Below are 17,227 nucleotides of genomic sequence, written 5' to 3'. Positions count from 1 at the left end.
GCGACAGGCCTTTGCCTGTGCGTTTCACCATTGCGAGAGAGTTGTAGTGTGGTGAACAAACTTTGCTAGGCCGAGTGGTTAGACGCACCGTTTAGGAAAATTTGGGCGAATTGGTTCGCGCTGATTGCGCGCCATCCACGCTGAGCAATACGCCATTAATGTAGGACGCTTGATCCGATACCAAAAATAAAATGGCGTTTGCGATTTCTTCGGGCTGACCAAAACGCCCCGGTACCGTTTGCGCTTCCCAACCTTGCATGCCGCCGGGTGCGTATTCCGCGGCCGCCAGCATGGGCGGTGTGGCAATAGGGCCAGGTAAGATGCAGTTGCATCGGATGCCTTGCTTGGCGTTTTCTACTGCCGTGGTTTTTGTGAGATTTGCCAAAGCGGCTTTAGCCGCACCGTACGAGCCCAAGCCTTCTTCACCGCCCAGCGCCGCTCCCGAGGAAATATTCACAATAGCGCCGCCCGAGGGGGTTTGCGCAAGCATGTGTTGAAGCGCGGTACGGACACCATAAAAGCTGCCTTTAAGGGTGACATCCATCACGGTATCCCACGCTTCATTGGTGCATTCAGCGAGGGGGCCAAAAATCGATATCGCCGCGTTATTAATCCAAATATCGAGTTTGCCAAAGTGCTCTTTGGCCGATATAGCAAGCCTATCGGATGTGCTCGATTCTGCGATGCTGCCCACCACCGCTTGAGCAGATTGAGGCTCTTGAAGTGAGCTTATCGTCTCGGTTAGGGCTTCGGCATTTTGATCGTTTAAAACCAGTCGACAGCCTTCGCGGCTGAGTGCTTGTGCCGTAGCGCGACCGATGCCGCTGCCTGCGCCGGTGACAACAGCGACTTTGTGTTTAAGGTCAGGATACATGCGTTCTCCTATTATTGTTCTAGTAAACGTTCATGATGTCTGTAAAACGGTGCGGTAGCCTCATGCAAATTTATGAGCTGAGATTATCAGGCATCAGGCATCAGGCATCAGGCATCAGGCATCAGGCATCAGGCATCAGGCATCAGGCATCAGGCATCAGGCACTGCGCTGCAAACTATGTGGGTTTCGCTACAGGCCATAAATAGCCCGAATCACATGGCTCACCAAGGCGGACTGCTGGGTGACGCCGACCTTCCGAAAGCTTGAGTATAAATGTGACCGCGCCGTGTTTTTGCTCACCCCCGTTTCTAAAGAAAAATCTTCAAGTGTGCCGCCGTTGGCCAAAGCGATGACCAGTCGCGCTTCCTGTTTGGTTAGAGAGAAAGCTTGCATGACCAGCTGGGTCTGATCGATTTGGCGGAGCTCTGGGTCGGTCATGTAGAGCGCGATATGGTGTTTAGATTCCAGCTGATCTTGCAAAGAAAGCCTGTGCGCAGTGATGAAAAGCGGCGAGGACTCGCTCGCTCGTTGAACCGGGATCACTTGCGGGACCGCGTGTCCGTCATCGGTCAACAGACTCTGCAGTACTTTCTGTAAATTCTGATTTTCATGCTGTCGCGCCAGCCGTAACTTACTGGAATGCACGGTGATGTCTTTGTTGTCCTCGAGGAGCTGATCGGCCACTTGGTTCGCAAAGACGATCTTCAGTTCATCGTCTAAAATTACGGTGCCGACAGCAAGCGTTGAGAAAGCTTGTTCGTAGAGAGAGTGTTCACGGGTGTGGCGCTGGTTGTGTTCCATCCAATGTGCGAGTTCATGGAATAAGGGAATCAGTAATTCAACAGTCGCTCGCTCTTCGATACTGAAATCGGGTTCGCCTTCATGACGAATGATTCGCAAATAAAGGGCCATTTTACCTTTGCGATGTACGTCAAAGCCCATGATTTGCGAGTGCCGTAGCGGTTTCATGAAGGTTTGGTAGAAGTCGGTTTCGATCAGCTTTTCTCTCGGTATGACATCGTCAAGCGAGACGAGTGTGCCCTCGGGTAGGCCCAGCAGTGGATCCAGCGAGGCGTGTTTGTTAGCAAAGCCGAGTTTGTCTTCAGGGGAAAATTCGCCGCCTTCGATAAATGAAATTCCGGCATCGCCCGGCTGAGGAAGATCCAAGCCGATCACCACCATGCAGGGCGATAGTTGCTCTCGCAGCGCTTTCAAAAAGTCGCTCCATGGAGCGTCTTGCAGTGGGCCACGCATGAGTGCCGCTGCTAGAGAGGCAAATTCGCTTAGTGTGACTGTTGGGTTGCTCGGAGTGGGCATCCGCCGTGGTCTCTAGTTTTGGCCGATACTGGGTAACAAAAACAGACCGGTCCTTGTTAACGAGGGTACGCCGTCCTTCCGGCGCACAGGTGTGTTGATCCTTGTGTGCCTTAGCGGTTCGGTTCCTGTAGATGTCAGCATGGGCTCAGCATTGGTTCGATTTATTTTGTGCAACTCTCGTTGGTTAGATAGTAGACGTTTGCACCCAAGGGTACCACTCAAAGTGCGCAGACGATTTGCTACAAATGCATGATGTTGATCTGAAGAGGCTCCGATAACCTGAGTGCAACTAAAACGAGAATAACGCCATGAATTTAGAAATCGTGCTCCGGAGCTTGCTCACCTTGGGTCTATTGGTTGTGGGTGCTTGGTTCACCTACGGTGGAGTGCAGTTAGCGAGCTTGGGCGGGTCTCTATATTACCTCGGCTCAGGTGTTCTCATGCTCGCCTGCGCTGGGCTCGTTTGGCGAAAGTCCGCCTCGGGCATTGTAGTTTATGCGGCACTGAGCGCGCTGACTCTGATTTGGGCCCTGTACGAAGTGGGTTTCGCCTTTTGGCTGTTACTGCCGCGTTTGGCGATGCCCTTTGGTATTCTATTGCTGATGGTGATTTGGGCTCGGACTTCTCGGGAGCTCATTGACGCGCAGTTCGAGCAAAGCGGTCGTAGGCTTCAAAGCAGTGCCTGGGGCACCCTAGGTTTGGGCGGCCTCGCTCTGATTTACGCTTTCTCGATAGATGGGCATTTTAGCCTTAATGGCTCGATCGACGAGGCGAATCCCTCAATGTGGTCGACCGACGCAAATCCGGCATCGGTTGAAAGTGATCCAAGTCAGTGGCCTCATTACGGCAATACACAGGCGGGAACGCGATTTGTTGGCGCCGATCAAATCAACGTGCTCAACGTTAAGGATCTAGAGGTCGCCTGGACCTACCAAACCGGTGTAACGCCCGAGGCCTATCCGGGTGGTACCACGGCGTTCGCTTTTCAGGCTACGCCAATCAAAGTGGGCGACACGCTGTATGTGTGTGCTGGTAATAACAGCGTGCATGCACTGGATCCTGAGACGGGCGAGCCTAAGTGGGTATATGACCCCAAGATTGATACCACAGGGGTCTTTATGTTTGCCTGCAGAGGCGTCTCGTACCATGAAGACGCCGTGTCCTCTGTAAGCGAATCGGTATCATTAGCTGGTGCTGATGCTGGCTTGGCCAAAGCCGAGGCCTCTGCTTCGGACTTCGACGCCGGCGCCGGCTTTGCAGCTGAGGCTTTTGGCTCAACCATAGGTTCGGCAATAGACGCGGATTCGGATTCAGCTGAAGCCTGTAGCAGCCGAATTATCACGGCAACGCTCGATGCCCGTCTGATCGCGCTCGATGCCAAAACGGGTGAACCATGCGAAGGCTTTGGTCAAGGCGGTCAGGTTTCTTTGCTTGAAGGAATGGGCGAGGCTAAACCGGGTTATTACTTGGTCTCTTCTCCGCCGGCGATCGTGGGTGATGTCGCGGTGGTGGGTGGCTTCGTATTAGACAATATGTCGGTCGATGAGCCGCCGGGCGTGGTGCGAGGCTACTCGGTTAAGACGGGTGAGCAGCTGTGGGCTTGGGATTCCGGTCGACCTTTGGATGCGGGTCGCTGGCAGCCCGGCGAAGCGTATACTCGCGGCTCACCCAACGCCTGGAGTTTATTCAGTGCTGACGAAAACTTAGGCATGGTCTACGTTCCAACTGGGAACACCACGCCTGATTACTATGGCGCGCATCGCACCGAGGCTCAGGATAAACACTCAACCTCGGTTGTTGCGCTCAATGCGGCAAACGGAGATGTCGTTTGGTCATTCCAAACGGTGCATCACGATCTGTGGGACTACGATGTGCCCTCGCAGCCCACTCTGCTTGATATTCCTGTGGCAGGCGAACTGATTCCTGCTCTCATCCAGCCCACAAAGCAGGGTGAGCTGTTCATGCTGAATCGTTTAACCGGAGAGCCCATAGCAGAGGTGCAGGAGAAATCGGTGCCCAAAGGTGATATTCCTGGCGAGCGCTATTCACCTACTCAACCCGTGAGTGTGGGTATCCCCAGCTTGAATCCACCCGAAATGACCGAGGCGGATATGTGGGGCGCTACTGCTTTGGATCAGTTGTGGTGTCGAATTGAATTTAAAAAATTACGCTACGAGGGTCGCTTTACGCCCCCAGGGCTCGATGCCTCTTTGCAGTGGCCGGGTAACATGGGGGTGATGAACTGGGGCAGTATTACGGTTGATCCCGAGCGCGGCCTGCTCGCAACGAACTCATCAAATGCGCCCTTGGTGGTGCAGCTGGTGCCGCGCGAAGAGATGCCCGAGGGCGAGCAGATCTTCTTTGATGAAAACTACGTACCGCTTTCACCACAAATCGGCACGCCCTACGGCGTTAGAACCGAGCGCCCGATGCTGTCGCCCTTGGGCATCCCTTGCAATGCGCCACCCTGGGGCAAGATGTCCGTGATCAACTTAAAAACACGCGAGCTTGTTTGGCAGCGGCCTTTGGGAACCACTAAGGACAACGCTCCATTTGGTATTGCCATGTCGGGTGCCTTCACGCAGGGTGGCTCGATTCTGACAAAAGGCGGGCTCATTTTTGTAGGTGCAACGCAGGACAGCTACCTTCGTGCTTTTGATGTCGCGACGGGGGAGGAGCTGTGGAAAGGGCGACTACCGGCGGGCGGCCAAGCGACCCCGATGAGTTTTGTATCGGAAGACGACGGTAAGCAGTACGTTGTGATTGCGGCAGGCGGGCATCAGTATATGCAAACCCAGATAGGTGATTATCTGGTTGCTTACTCCTTACCGAATTAGTGGGATGGGGTGGTGCTGAGACCGACGTAGCGGTGTGTGGTGGTACTGAACGTTCGCTTAACGAAGGGGGCGGAGTGCACTCCGACCCCTTCGTGTAAAGTTGCTAGAACTCACTACCCCAGAAATCATTCGCCTAGAAATCGATCTCGGTAATCGGATTTGGGTTCCGCGTTGCCAAAATATCCTCGGTGCGCTCGCGCAAAATGGGCGCGAAGGATACATCGGGCACCAGCCAGAACTTATTGGCATCGATGCCAGCAAACACCTGAGTCGCAAAGGTATCTGCATCAAGCCCTTTGGCGACATTGTCCGCCACGGCATCGTGAAACTGTTGTTCGGCTGCGCCCAGATCAAAGCGCTCGTCGTCGCTTCTATGGCGATCGGAATGCCAAATTTGAGTGGCCACCTCGGCGGGACACAGTACGGATGCTGTGATATCTGCCGGCTCTTGTTCCAGCTCTTTATACAGGCTCTCGGATAAGACCGCGACAGCATGTTTGGTGGTTTGATAGGGGCTCATGAAGGTGCCGCCGCCCAGTATGCCGCCGATGGACGCGGTGTTTACGATCCGCCCCGGGGCGTTTTGCTTCAGCATTTTGGGAACAAAATGATGTATGCCGTGTAATACGCCCATGAAGTTGACTTCGATAATCCAACGCCAATCGGCGAGGGGACGCTCCCAGCATTTGCCATCCACCAGCACGCCTGCATTGTTGAACATAAGATTCACCTGGCCGTGCTCAGCAAACACCTGCTCCGCAAAAGCGCCTACCGCCTCGGCGTTTGTTACATCAAGCGTCTGATATGAAAACTGCGCGGCTTGATCCCCCAAGCTGTCTGCGACTCGCTCTAGCCCTTCGTTGTCGATATCGGCGCCGATGACGCGCATGCCGCGGCGTATGGCTTCGCGTGTTAGGCCGGAGCCAATGCCGCTGCCGGCACCGGTGATGACACAAATAGGTGATGAATTTGGTGTGCTCATACGTGATGCGCTCCCTACGTTATTGTGATCAGGGGATTAAGCTTACCGCGAGATGCAGGTATAGCGTATGGTGCATATGGATGAGTTGGGTGCAGGCATGGCGTATGGTGCATATGGATGAGTTGGGTGCAGGACAGTGAAGAAACGACGTTGACCAAAGGCCTCCGATGGAGCGGCCGTGACACTAAGGTCGCGACACTGGGGGCGGAGTGAATTCCGCCCCCACATAGTTCACGGGCAAGTCACACCGAGGCGATCTTCGATAATTTGTTTATCGGCCTCGTCGGTTAATCCATCGAGATTGATGTCATACCAGCTTGATTGCCCCGAAGTCTTGTTTGCCCAAAACTCCCAGTCATCAATATCGCGTTGGTCGATTACACCATCCTGATTGCCATCGCCAGCACAGTTGGATGTGTTGGCAAGAGTTTTATCAAGCTCTGCGGCTAAGTCGTCGTAGTTAAGTTTTTCATCCACTTCGAGCGCCAAAACACCGTCTGTAAGCAAATCTTCCACCGCAAAGTTATCGAGATTGGCTTCTGGGTTGTTCGTGCCCGCTGTAAGTCGGTAGAGCTCCTCTCGAGCCGAAAGCACGCCCCCCGCTGCGCAATTGGGCTCCTCGAATCGCAGTAACTTGTAGTCGCGGTTACGGATTGCCGCTTGTGTTTCAGCAAGGATAGCTACTTGTTCTTGGCCCTGACTGGTAAAGTACTCATTTACCGCACAGCATGAATCAAATGATTGTCCGCTGACGACACCGCCTTCACCATACCAATCTCCCCCCTCGGATTGGCAAACAGCTTGCTGTGGGAAGAGTTGAAGGCAAATAGTGAGGTCCGGCAATACGCAAGGTGCGGGTTTTTCAAGCTGAATGTTGCGGCCGGAATACGTGAAATTGTAGTCTCGTTGTGGGGGTGGTGAGACCTCCGTTAGGTAAGGCAGTAGGGGTTTTACATCTAATCTATCTAGCTCGTCGCTGGACAATTCTTGCTCGGCCAAGGTCGAAAACAGCTGATACAGATCGACTACATTGGTCAGATGGTCGACACGCGCTCCCAGGTTGGCGTTGTACGGTGTGGTTACTAACATGGGGATCCACACGCCGCCTTGATAGATGGATGCCTTGGCTCGAGCCGGTATGAAGGGCGCTTTCACCGTCGTGCCCAGGCTGCCGTTGTCTCCAATAAAAGCCACCACAGTGTTACTTTCTGGATCGTAGACCAATTCGCCCGCCTCATTGGTTTTCATAACACCTATACCTTGAAGTAGGCGCCCGATCTCTGCATCAATTCCCGTCAAATTCTGGTTCATGAGTGCTCTGACGTCCCGAATGCCCGTGCAGCTAACGCCCGATTCTAAGGGGGTCGCGCCGGGAATCAGATCGTCGGGGACGGGCTGAAGGGGCGCATGCGCCGATGAATAACCGATGGTAAGCATCCACGGTCTGTTCTGCTTGCGCGACTGAACCCAGTCGAGCGCGAGGTCCGTTTCCAGCGCCGTCCGGTGCTTTCGTGTTCGAGGGTCCGTGGTGGGAATTGTGCGAACGCCAAGGTCATCGCTGATGATCAGATCGGCCGTGTAATAGGCGTTGGCTCGGCTGAAGTCAACGTGAGCAGGGGGTTGCGCTGCGCAAGACGCATTGGGATCCAGGATGCCCCCGCGATCCAAGCACTGTTTGCCCGCTGAGGCCGTAGCTGAATTACTGATGTCTTGGCAGGTGCCGTCTGCAATATAGCATGCACCTTGATCAGCGCCCTGGGGGTGATCTGCGCTGGTTGGTATGAAACCGCAGGTATAGGGTTCATCGGTCGCTAGTCTATTGGTTAAGCCTGCACTGCTGTCGATGGGTCGGGGCCCACCATCTAAATAGCCTGCGAAATAATCCCACCCCAGTGTTGTAATCGTTGCATCTCCGAGCGGGTAATTGGCTGGATTGACGTCCGAGCCGGAGGCATGAATCTTGCCGATATAGGCGTTTTCATAGCCTGATCTCGCGAGTACTTTGGGTAGTGCGAGTTCGTAAGGCGACATCTGCGAGTTTGCGAGATCGATTGATACAATCGCCGTGTTGACGTTGGTTTGCGGTGGATAACGGCCGGTGAATAAAGCGACGCGCGTTGCTGAGCAGGTCGGCATTGACCACGTGTTGGCGAATCGCACGCCAGATTCAGCGAGTGAATCGAGTGTGGGTACAGCGGGGGCGTCGAGTCCTCCGAACCCAAATGACTCGAATTGATCCACCCCGACATCATCGGCTACGACAAAGATGATATTGGGTAGGGTATAGCCCTCTTCGAAGGGAAGGGTACCGCTGGCGTCGCCAGTGGCATCCAACCCGTTGCAGGTAACCGATGTGTTGGTAATTTCGTTCGAATCGAGTGAGCCATTACCGTTGGTGTCGGTCCCACTGTTGATTTCGACACCCCCAGCTTCGCAACGCGTATCGTCGGCACTGAGCTCCGTTTGGGTGGTTATGGAGTTCGCGCCATTTAGTCCATCGGCTCCGTCGTCGCCACTGCACGCGACAAGAAAAACGGTTAATAAAAGAAAAAGTGTGGTCTTTGGATTCAACATAACGTCTCCTCAAGAAACCTGTTTTTCTTTCAGTCTGACAGCTCGCCTGGCCGAGTGTAAAGGGCAAATGCCATTTTTTGTCACAAAAAGTGCCAAAACATACAAAGGGTCGGAGTGCACTCCGACCCCTTCGTCGGTAGCTTCGCGCTGGATCAGAGGGCTGTAACGATTAGCTTAAGTAGCACTCAGCGCATTGGGCCTCGTAGCGCACCGAGGCCTCATCGGTCATGCCTTAACTGCCTTCAAAGGGTCGGAGTCGACTCTAACCCTTTTGTGTGACGTCTCGGCGTCTCCCCAATAATTTTTCGATTAGGCTAGGTAGCATTCAGCGCACTGCGCCTCATAGCGCACCGTGCCCTCATCGATCATGACTTGGCTACCCTCTTTGGTTTTGCCGCTATCCGTTAGGCGCGCATTAAATATGGCTTTCCGGCCACAGCGGCAGATGGTTTTCATTTCTTCGAGCGTGTGCGCGACCTCGAGTAAACGCTGGCTGCCTGGGAACGACTGCGTTCGAAAGTCGGTTCGAAGGCCGTAGGCGATGACGGGCAGATTCAAATAGATTGCGACCTCGAGTGCCTGATCGACTTGAGCGGGCGTTAGAAACTGCGCTTCGTCTATTAGAACGCAGGCGATGGGTTTGCCTGTATCCGTATGCCGGGTTTGTTTTATTGCCACCGCTTCCCTCAGGTTTTCCGAGGGGCCGAGCAAGATATCAACCTGCCGACTCACGCCGAGCCGTGACACTACGTTCGTTTTGCCTTTGGTATCAACGGCGGGCTTGACCAAAATAACGGATTGATCTCGCTCTTCGTAGTTGTGTGCCACCTGAAGCAGCGCGGTGCTTTTACCGCTATTCATTGCGCCGTAGCGGAAGAAGAGTTTACTCATATGGTCGAACCTTGGATTTCTCGCGACCGCCAGTGTAACACTGAAGTTGACTCCTCTTAAGACTCCTAAGTTAAGCGCTGCGTAAAATGAACCGGCGTTGCAAGTAGACCAGAGCGGCCCAGAGGGATTGCGTTTTAGTCTCAACCGCGATTGGTAGTGAGGAGGGCCGATCGACAAACTTCTGGCACTCCGAACTCCGAACTCCGAACTCCGAGCTCCGAACTCCGAACTCCGAACTCCGAACTCCGAACTCCGAACTCCGAACTCCGCATTAACTCTCACCTTTTAGATTAACGCGGAATGACCTATACAGAGCGCGTGCTTGCACACTATGATCAGAACAAATAAATCGAGAGGTAACGCACATGCTCAAACTCCATTTTGCACCGAACAGCCGCGCAAGCCGAATCAGCTGGCTACTTGAAGAGCTCGAGCTTCCCTATGAGCTCAATATGATGTCTTTCCACCCCAAAGATCCTAAATCGGATGAGCACCGTGCTCGGCATCCGCTCGGCCGAGTGCCGGTCCTAGACGACGGAGACGTCTCGATTTATGAGTCGGGTGCGATTGTGGAATATATTTTGGAACGCCACAAAAACGGTGGTTTGAAACCGAGTGTCGACAGCCCGGAGTTTCCCATGTACTTGCAGTGGTTCCATTACTGCGAAGGTATGGTGATGCCGCCCGTGAATACCATAGTTGTTCACACCTTATTGCTTCCGCCGGAGCGCCGCGACGAGACCGTACTCGGCCAGGCCAAACGTTTGCTGACCAAGGCTTGGGAGCCGGTAGAGGCCGCGCTTGAAGGTAAGGACTACCTGATTGGCGATTTTTCTGGCGCGGATATCATGCTGGGGCACGCAGCCTTTATGAGCAAGCGTTTGGGTCGCACCTCTTGAGAAAAGGCGAAGAAGGGCACGACCTCGGACCAGCGCCGATGCCAGCTAGCCACTACGGCAGGATATTTCTCGCCCCAGGGGCCCGTCTCAAACTCCTTCAGGGCCTGAGCCGCCGTCTCAGCATTCACAGCGCCGTAGATCGGCCTCAGCGCTTTTGCGAGAGACCTCCGCTCTTTCCAGGCGGCAAATTGCATGGAGTAACGGATTAGGTGGACGATGCAGGTCTGGACCACGCAGTCCGGGAACGCACTGGTAATCGCCTCTGGAAACCCCTTCAGGCCATCAACGACAGCGATCAGGATGTCGTGTGTGCCACGGGCCTTGAGTTCATTCATAACCCGCAGCCAGAATTTGGCGCCTTCGGTCTGCTCGATCCACAACCCGAGGACGTCCTTGTCGCCATTGCAGGTGACACCGATGGCAAGATAAACCGCCTTGTTGCGCACCATCCCCTCATCGCGGATTTTCACTCGCAAGGCGTCGAAGTAGACAATCGCGTACGTTTCCTCAAGAGGCCGGTTCTGCCAAGCGTGGACCTCATCAATGACGCTATCGGTAATCGCCGATACCAGGTCCGGCGATACATCAATGCCATAGATCTCACCAATATGGTCACGGATATCGCGCGTACTCATCCCCCGGGCGTACATCGCAATGATCTTGTCGTCGAAGCCGGGAAAGCGGCGCTGGTACTTGGCGATCAGGACCGGATCGAAACGGCCCTGGCGGTCGCGGGGTATGTCCAGGACGATCCGCTCAGAGCCGGTATCGACTGTCTTGGGGCTTGTGCCATTGCGATGATTGCCCGTGGCTTGCTCCGATTCACCATCCAGATGCACGTCCAACTCAGCATTGAGCATACGCTCCGCAAGCGCTTTCTTGAGCTCGGCAGCCAGAGATTCAAAGTCAGCAGCCCCCACGGCACCTCGCTCTTTGATCAACTGATCGAGGACATCTCGATTAATGCCATCAGTGCGTTTTTTTGTTGCCATACTAGCGCCCTCCAATAAGGCCATGGTATGGCTCAACACACAGAATTATCTACACCCCCGGATTTGGGAGGTTATCTTCAGATACGCCGTAAAATGGCGCATTTATCCGCTCAAAATAAATTTTTTACAAGAAATTTCTGAGCATGGTATTTTTCATGGTATTGTGAATATGCTTCTTTGTAACTGTTTGAAAATAAATAGAAATATGCTCTCATTTACAATCGAGTGGGAATAATTCCAATAGGGGGGCGATGATGCCTTCGTTTGATTGAGGAGAGAGCCATCATGGAAAGTGAAGTAGTCGGCGTCGTCGTTGCTGTCATTATTTGCATCGCGATTGTAGTGATCGCCTCCAAACAACGAAAAAGTCAATCTGATTCAGACGGCGATGAAAAAAAGTAGTCGAGTCACGGGCATTTATTAGCGTCAACAGCTCGTCATTGACAACGCCGTTTTTAAAAGTTTCTGGCACTGGGTCGAGGTTAAATACCTCCCCCAAAGGCGTTTGCAGCACAACCTCTGCCCTAAGTGCGTCCCAATAGCAGGCGATTGCGTCATGGGTACATTCATACCGCAGAGAAACCAGAGGCCTTAACAAACCGTTGCTCGGACAGCGCGCGCCTTGTGTGGTATTTGTATCTGAAACTCGCTTTAATACAGACGGTCATAACCCAACCGTTACTTTTTGATGGGAGAGAGCATGAACATAATGTCTGTACTTAACCAGATCATGAATCAAGCCGGCACTTTGCAGTCAAACCAGCCCCAGCAGACGCCCAGTTCATCGGGGGGTGGAATTGACATGAAAAGTCTAGTTGGTGGTGGGGCTCTTGGGCTGTTGCTGGGCTCTAAGCGTGGACGAAAAATGGGGAAGAAGGCGCTCAAATACGGTGCTGTTGCGGGGGTTGGCGCGTTAGCCTGGAAGGCTTATCAAAACTATCAAAGTAATTCACAGCAAACAGCGGCGCCGTCCTCCTCGGTCGAACAGCAAGGCCAGCAGCTTGATCAGCTTGTCGGGGTACCGCAAGAGCAACGGGGCTTACAAATTCTTCAGGCGATGATTATGGCTGCACGCGCGGATGGTCACATAGACGGTAAGGAACGCGAACTGTTGTCTCAGGAAATTGCAAAATTGCAGCCTGACGATGAGCTCCATGCGTGGATTCAGCAGCAGTTTGATGCCCCCCTTGATCCTTCTGTCTTCGCGCGAACAGTTGATTGCCCACAAGGTAAGAGGGAGATTTACTTGGTGAGTGCAGCTATTATCGATGACCAAAATCCAATGGAACGCGCCTGGCTTGATCAGCTGGCAAGCGCCTTAGAGCTTGATCCGGTGATCACACGCGAGTTGGAACGACAACTATTGGCGATGTGAAGCGCACGATAGATGGCTGCACCGGCCCTAGGTTGCTGTACCGAGGGCGATTGTAAACTAAATGGCGACCGCATATGTCCCGCATCAAAGTCTATGAGCCAGCGACCTTAATTGAGGCACATCTTCTAAAGGGAATGATGCGGCAATTCGGCGTTGAAGCCGAAGTCCACGGTGACACGCTCGTTGGCGGTATGGGTGAACTACCCGCCGCCGGATTAATCTTCATTTCCGTTCCTAACACGCAGACGCAAGAGGCTTTTCAAATCCTTCAGGATTATGAAAGCTCGGCGTCCCGTTAGGCTGTGAGCGATGTTAGAGCCTGTCTGCGTCGATAAGCTCGCGCTCCAGTCGAGCTGATTCATCTGCGCGGGGTTTCGCAAACCTCGCGAGCCACAGATACAGCACGGGTGTTAAATAGAGCGTGAAGAGTGTTGCCAGCCCTAGACCTCCAAACACGACCCACCCGATCGAGTTTCGCGCTTCGGCGCCAGCGCCGGTCGATAAAATGAGCGGAAGGCCCCCAAGAATCGTTGAGATAAGCGTCATCATAATAGGACGCAATCGAATGGTAGCCGCATGCTCGATCGCGTCGCGGACGGTCTCTCCGCGATCTCGCAACTGGTTTGCAAATTCAACCAAAAGAACCGAGTTTTTCGCGAGCAGTCCGATGAGCATTACGAGGCCTATTTGCGAATAAATGTTTAAAGAAATTCCAGTCAGATACAGGGCATAGATCGCAGCAGCCAGACCAAAGGGTACGGTCAATACAACAACGACAGCGCTGTTGACACTCTCGAACTGAGCGGCTAATACCAGAAGCACAATCAAAAATGCGAGCACGTAGGTCATCACGACTTCTCGATTGGTGTCCTCAAAGGTCTGCGCTTCGCCCAAAAACAGCAAGCCCATGCTGTCGGGCAGTAATTCTTGGGCAAAGCCACGCAGTGCTGCTGTTGCTTCCGATAAGGGGTAGTCTTCGGCGATTTCAAATTGCACTTCGATGGCTCGGCGTTGTCCATGTCGCTCGAGCTCGGCCGATACGCCCTCTTCAACAATCTCGGCGACACTGGAAATCGGTACCAACTCGCCATTACGTGCGGGGACGTAAAGATTCTGCATGTCTTGAGGCGATCGTACGGCGTTGAGTCGTGTTTGCAGATAGACCGGAATTTGTTGGTCGCCAATATTGAGGTCGGCCACGTTGTCCCCGTTAATCGCCGCTCTTAGGGTAGAGGATATATCGGACAGCGCAACGCCGAGGTCCGCGGCTCTGCGGCGATCTATTTTAAAGCGCAGCTGTGGTTGCGTCGGCTGGTAAGAGATGTCGGGGCGACTGAACTTCGGATCTCGTTTTACGACTTCTTTTGTGAACGCTTGCGCAGCCGCAAAAATATCGCTGTAGTTTTCGCCGGTAATAGCCATTTCAATGGCGCCGCCGCCGCGACCGCCGCGCACATTGAGTGAGTTCGATCCAAAAGCTCTACCGGGAGCGCCCGGTATATTGGCCAGTTCTGGCCGTATTTGCTGAATCACTTGCTGCTGCGAAATATCTCGCTCTTCCCAAGGTTTCATATTGGCCGTAATGAAACTCAAATTGACATCCCATTGCCCCACGACTGTATACACAGAGTCAAATACACCTTGTTCAGTGTAGGGGGCCAAGATCTCTTCGAGCTGACGTGTTTGTCGGTCCATGAAATCAAGCCCTACGCCGTCTGGTCCCCTCGAGAACACGCGGACTGTGCCGCGGTCTTCGCTGGGTAGTAGTTCAGATGCCACCTCGTCGTAAAGTGTTACCGCACCCAGTGCTGACGCTAGCGACAGCCCTGCAATCAACCAAGCTTTGTTGAGCGCCCAATGCAAGGTTTTTTCGTAGACTCTCGCAAACCCTCGACCGACAAAGGCAAAGTGGTTTTTTTGCCCCGCAGATTTAGGCAATTTAGCCGTGAATGCAGGCACAAGCGATAGCGCGACAAAGGACGAGATGATGACCGCAGCGGCTAATACACCGCCGAATTCACGAAACAATCGCCCAGCAGTTGAGGGTAAGAAGGCAATGGGCACAAACACGGCGACCAGCACCGCAGTCGTTGCGACGACGGCGAAGAATACTTCGCGTGTGCCCAGCACAGCCGCCGCTCGGGGGCCTAAGCCCATACTGCGTCGCCGCTGGATGTTTTCTGTTACTACGATGGCGTCGTCTACGATCAGCCCGGTCGCAAGTACGAGAGCCAGCAGTGTCAGAATATTAATCGAGAAGTCCATTAGCCATAGCGCGGCGATGGCACCAAACAGCGCTATAGGTATGGAAAACGCGGGAACGATGGTGGCCCTAAAAGACCCAATAAATACCCACAAGGTTGCAACAACGAGTACGACGGTGATCGCAAGTGTCGTAATGACCTCGCTCACAGATTTTCTAATGAACAGGGCGTCGTCATTGGTTACTGTCATCTCTAAATCGGGGAAGCGGTCACGCAGTTGATCGAGCATTGGCAACGCTTGATCGGATATCTCGATCGTGTTCGATCCCGCTTGACGTATGACGCCCAAGCCCACGACGGGCTTGCCGTTCAGTCGCACAAAGCTCCCTGCGTCTGCGGGGCCAAAATAAGCCTGAGCAAGATCGCCAATTCTGGTGTTGCCCGATACGATAATATTCTCGACTTGCTCCGCAGTGACCGAGGTTGCATCCGCACGCACGATCAATCGTTGATCGGTAGATATCAAACTACCAGCGGGCACATCGAAAGGGGCCTGGCGCAAAACATTCGCGACTTGAGAGATAGAAAGGCCAAAGCTCGATAGTTTGAGCGGGTCAATGGCAACGCGCAAAACGCGCTCGCGCGCACCGTTCAGGCGAACATCGGCGACCCCATCGATGGATAAAAACTCAGGCGCAATATCCGTTTCTAAGCGTCGCGATAATTCCTCTAGGCTCAGCGTATCGCTGCTTATGGCTATATCCAAAACGGCTCTGGCATCATCATCGGCCTTAACCACATTGACCTGCTCTACATCATTGGGCAAGCGACGACGGATTTGATTGACCGATTCCCGTACCTCGCTCGCGGCAACGTCAAGGTCGACGCCTGGGCGAAATTCCACAACGGTTCGCGCTGAATTTTCTTCCGATTGTGATCGAAGCGATTTCACGCCCGAGACTCGTGCTGCGGCCCCTTCTAATACGCTGGTGACTTCCGCATCGACCGTCTCAGGTGCACCTCCGGGTAGATTCGCACGCACGGTGACGACGGGGCGGTCGACGTCCGGGAGCTCTCGTACCTCTACCCCATTGAGGGCGGCAATGCCGGCCAGTGCCACCAGTATATTCAAAACGACAATCAAAATTGGCCGCCGGATAGATACCGAGGGTAAATCGTTGGCCGAAGGGGCCTCTGTGCGTGATTGATCGGTCATTATTCTGCCGCCTCCATTCCCGGAGGAGGAAGGTCTTTAAATTTGAGTGCTTGTTCTTCACGGATATTTTGAATGCCCTCGGTGATCAATAAGTCATTGAATAAGATATCCCCCGAGACTAATACCCGCCCGCGTTGGCGTTGCTCGATCTGGACGGGAACACGTCGAGCGACGCGGTCGCGCGCTAACCAAATATAGGGCGCGTTGGGGCCCCACGACAGAGCGGCCTCGGGGATTGCGATAAACTCCTCACCAACGCTTTGGATGATTGTTCTGAAGCTTGTTCCTGGCAGGAAATCGTCTCGGCGGTTGTCTAATTCTGCACGAACTCGGAATAATCGCGTTTGCGGATCGATCCGTGAGTCTTTTTCTACGACGGTGGCGGTCACAGGATCACCACTGTAGCGCCAAGGCTGCACGGTGAGCGTGGCGTCGGTTGCCAGCAAACTGACCGCTGCCTCGGGGACTTTAAGATCGATGATCAATGTTTCACGATCGTCGAGCGTGGCGATTGCCGTTTGGCTATTGATTCTGTCTCCTGGCTCAATGTCAGAAAGACCTAAATAACCGCTGAACGGTGCAATAATTTGGCGATCCTCAACCTCGATTTGAGCTTGGTTTAAATCTACGAGCGCGAGGTCTCGTGCAAGTTTAGCTCGATCAAGGTCTGATTGCGGCACGGCTCCTTGCTCGAAATTTTTGCGTACGCGCTCAAGAGTGCGTTCAGTATCCTGCAGATTGAGTTGAGCTTGTTTCAGAGCCACTTGTTGCCGGCGGTCATCAAGTTGCACCAGTATGGCGCCTTGCGTAACGTAGTCGCCAGATTTGAAATTGACGGCTGCCACTCGCTCAGCGACGGCGGCGTAGAGTGTCACGGAGCGTCTCGCTTCTGCGGTGCCAACCGCTTCGAGACGAGTTTCTTCGTTCGCATAAACAATGGGCTCTACTAAAACGAGCGCTTCTCTGCTCCCGTAAGGTTGTCCAGTGGCATGAATGCTCAGCAACAAACACCACAGCGTGAGGTGAGAGGTTAAAAATTTTTGGCGCGAGCGGTTCGTCATTGTGG

The 17,227-nt window shown here is 53.7% G+C and carries 11 protein-coding genes and 1 pseudogene; 4 read left to right on the top strand and 8 right to left on the bottom strand.

The window, feature by feature from the left end; genetic code table 11:
- Nucleotides 1–91: 91 nt before the first annotated feature.
- Nucleotides 92–874: an SDR family NAD(P)-dependent oxidoreductase gene (locus EYZ66_RS08480; RefSeq protein WP_009577104.1), complete on the bottom strand. Its 783-nt coding sequence runs from the start codon at nucleotides 872–874 to the stop codon at nucleotides 92–94.
- Nucleotides 875–1,063: 189 nt separating this feature from the next.
- On the bottom strand, nucleotides 1,064–2,128 hold the full coding sequence (locus EYZ66_RS08475) for a helix-turn-helix transcriptional regulator (RefSeq protein WP_139042614.1): 1,065 nt from the start codon (nucleotides 2,126–2,128) through the stop codon (nucleotides 1,064–1,066).
- A 371-nt stretch (nucleotides 2,129–2,499) separates the two neighbouring features.
- On the opposite strand from EYZ66_RS08475, the gene EYZ66_RS08470 reads away from it, so the two are divergent.
- Entirely contained in the window at nucleotides 2,500–5,028 is a 2,529-nt protein-coding gene (locus tag EYZ66_RS08470) for a membrane-bound PQQ-dependent dehydrogenase, glucose/quinate/shikimate family (RefSeq protein ID WP_160195644.1), read from the top strand.
- 133 nt (nucleotides 5,029–5,161) lie between these two features.
- Here the strand turns inward: EYZ66_RS08470 and EYZ66_RS08465 are convergent, their stop codons facing one another.
- The 3 genes from EYZ66_RS08465 to EYZ66_RS08455 form a co-directional block, all read right to left on the bottom strand.
- Nucleotides 5,162–6,010, bottom strand: coding sequence for an SDR family NAD(P)-dependent oxidoreductase (locus tag EYZ66_RS08465; protein ID WP_009577394.1), 849 nt, complete (start codon nucleotides 6,008–6,010; stop codon nucleotides 5,162–5,164).
- Nucleotides 6,011–6,241: 231 nt separating this feature from the next.
- Nucleotides 6,242–8,584 (bottom strand): sulfatase-like hydrolase/transferase, encoded by a 2,343-nt coding sequence (locus EYZ66_RS08460; protein WP_009577252.1) that lies wholly within the window; start codon nucleotides 8,582–8,584, stop codon nucleotides 6,242–6,244.
- Between the two features lie 309 nt (nucleotides 8,585–8,893).
- Entirely contained in the window at nucleotides 8,894–9,475 is a 582-nt protein-coding gene (locus tag EYZ66_RS08455; RefSeq protein WP_009577253.1) for a thymidine kinase, read from the bottom strand.
- A 365-nt stretch (nucleotides 9,476–9,840) separates the two neighbouring features.
- Between EYZ66_RS08455 and EYZ66_RS08450 the strand changes: the two genes are divergently transcribed.
- Complete coding sequence (locus tag EYZ66_RS08450; RefSeq protein ID WP_009577157.1) at nucleotides 9,841–10,374, top strand: glutathione S-transferase family protein; 534 nt, start codon at nucleotides 9,841–9,843, stop codon at nucleotides 10,372–10,374.
- Here EYZ66_RS08450 and EYZ66_RS08445 read toward each other — a convergent pair.
- A pseudogene (locus EYZ66_RS08445) lies at nucleotides 10,362–11,366 on the bottom strand (IS256 family transposase); the annotation flags it as partial. The gene EYZ66_RS08450 and the pseudogene EYZ66_RS08445 overlap by 13 nt on opposite strands.
- Before the next feature lie 700 nt (nucleotides 11,367–12,066).
- On the opposite strand from EYZ66_RS08445, the gene EYZ66_RS08440 reads away from it, so the two are divergent.
- Nucleotides 12,067–12,741, top strand: a complete 675-nt coding sequence (locus tag EYZ66_RS08440) for a tellurite resistance TerB family protein (RefSeq protein WP_160195643.1) — start codon at nucleotides 12,067–12,069, stop codon at nucleotides 12,739–12,741.
- Nucleotides 12,742–12,815: 74 nt separating this feature from the next.
- Complete coding sequence (locus EYZ66_RS08435; RefSeq protein WP_009577280.1) at nucleotides 12,816–13,040, top strand: putative signal transducing protein; 225 nt, start codon at nucleotides 12,816–12,818, stop codon at nucleotides 13,038–13,040.
- A 13-nt stretch (nucleotides 13,041–13,053) separates the two neighbouring features.
- Here EYZ66_RS08435 and EYZ66_RS08430 read toward each other — a convergent pair whose 3' ends face one another.
- Both EYZ66_RS08430 and EYZ66_RS08425 read right to left on the bottom strand, forming a co-directional pair.
- Complete coding sequence (locus EYZ66_RS08430; RefSeq protein WP_009577281.1) at nucleotides 13,054–16,161, bottom strand: efflux RND transporter permease subunit; 3,108 nt, start codon at nucleotides 16,159–16,161, stop codon at nucleotides 13,054–13,056.
- Entirely contained in the window at nucleotides 16,161–17,222 is a 1,062-nt protein-coding gene (locus EYZ66_RS08425) for an efflux RND transporter periplasmic adaptor subunit (protein ID WP_009577282.1), read from the bottom strand. Before EYZ66_RS08425 ends, EYZ66_RS08430 begins: the two co-directional genes overlap by 1 nt.
- Nucleotides 17,223–17,227: the final 5 nt, after the last annotated feature.

The sequence above is a fragment of the Aequoribacter fuscus genome, assembly GCF_009910365.1.
GTDB lineage: Bacteria > Pseudomonadota > Gammaproteobacteria > Pseudomonadales > Halieaceae > Aequoribacter > Aequoribacter fuscus.
This window is presented reverse-complemented; position numbering and strand designations above follow the sequence as displayed.

What these genes read in the sequence shown, in the direction of transcription:
- EYZ66_RS08480 (WP_009577104.1), bottom strand. Translation starts at nt 874, where the DNA reads ATGTATCCTGACCTTAAACACAAAGTCGCTGTTGTCACCGGCGCAGGC.
- EYZ66_RS08475 (WP_139042614.1), bottom strand. Translation starts at nt 2,128, where the DNA reads ATGCGTGGCCCACTGCAAGACGCTCCATGGAGCGACTTTTTGAAAGCG.
- EYZ66_RS08470 (WP_160195644.1), top strand. Translation starts at nt 2,500, where the DNA reads ATGAATTTAGAAATCGTGCTCCGGAGCTTGCTCACCTTGGGTCTATTG.
- EYZ66_RS08465 (WP_009577394.1), bottom strand. Translation starts at nt 6,010, where the DNA reads ATGAGCACACCAAATTCATCACCTATTTGTGTCATCACCGGTGCCGGC.
- EYZ66_RS08460 (WP_009577252.1), bottom strand. Translation starts at nt 8,584, where the DNA reads ATGTTGAATCCAAAGACCACACTTTTTCTTTTATTAACCGTTTTTCTT.
- EYZ66_RS08455 (WP_009577253.1), bottom strand. Translation starts at nt 9,475, where the DNA reads ATGAGTAAACTCTTCTTCCGCTACGGCGCAATGAATAGCGGTAAAAGC.
- EYZ66_RS08450 (WP_009577157.1), top strand. Translation starts at nt 9,841, where the DNA reads ATGCTCAAACTCCATTTTGCACCGAACAGCCGCGCAAGCCGAATCAGC.
- EYZ66_RS08440 (WP_160195643.1), top strand. Translation starts at nt 12,067, where the DNA reads ATGAACATAATGTCTGTACTTAACCAGATCATGAATCAAGCCGGCACT.
- EYZ66_RS08435 (WP_009577280.1), top strand. Translation starts at nt 12,816, where the DNA reads ATGTCCCGCATCAAAGTCTATGAGCCAGCGACCTTAATTGAGGCACAT.
- EYZ66_RS08430 (WP_009577281.1), bottom strand. Translation starts at nt 16,161, where the DNA reads ATGACCGATCAATCACGCACAGAGGCCCCTTCGGCCAACGATTTACCC.
- EYZ66_RS08425 (WP_009577282.1), bottom strand. Translation starts at nt 17,222, where the DNA reads ATGACGAACCGCTCGCGCCAAAAATTTTTAACCTCTCACCTCACGCTG.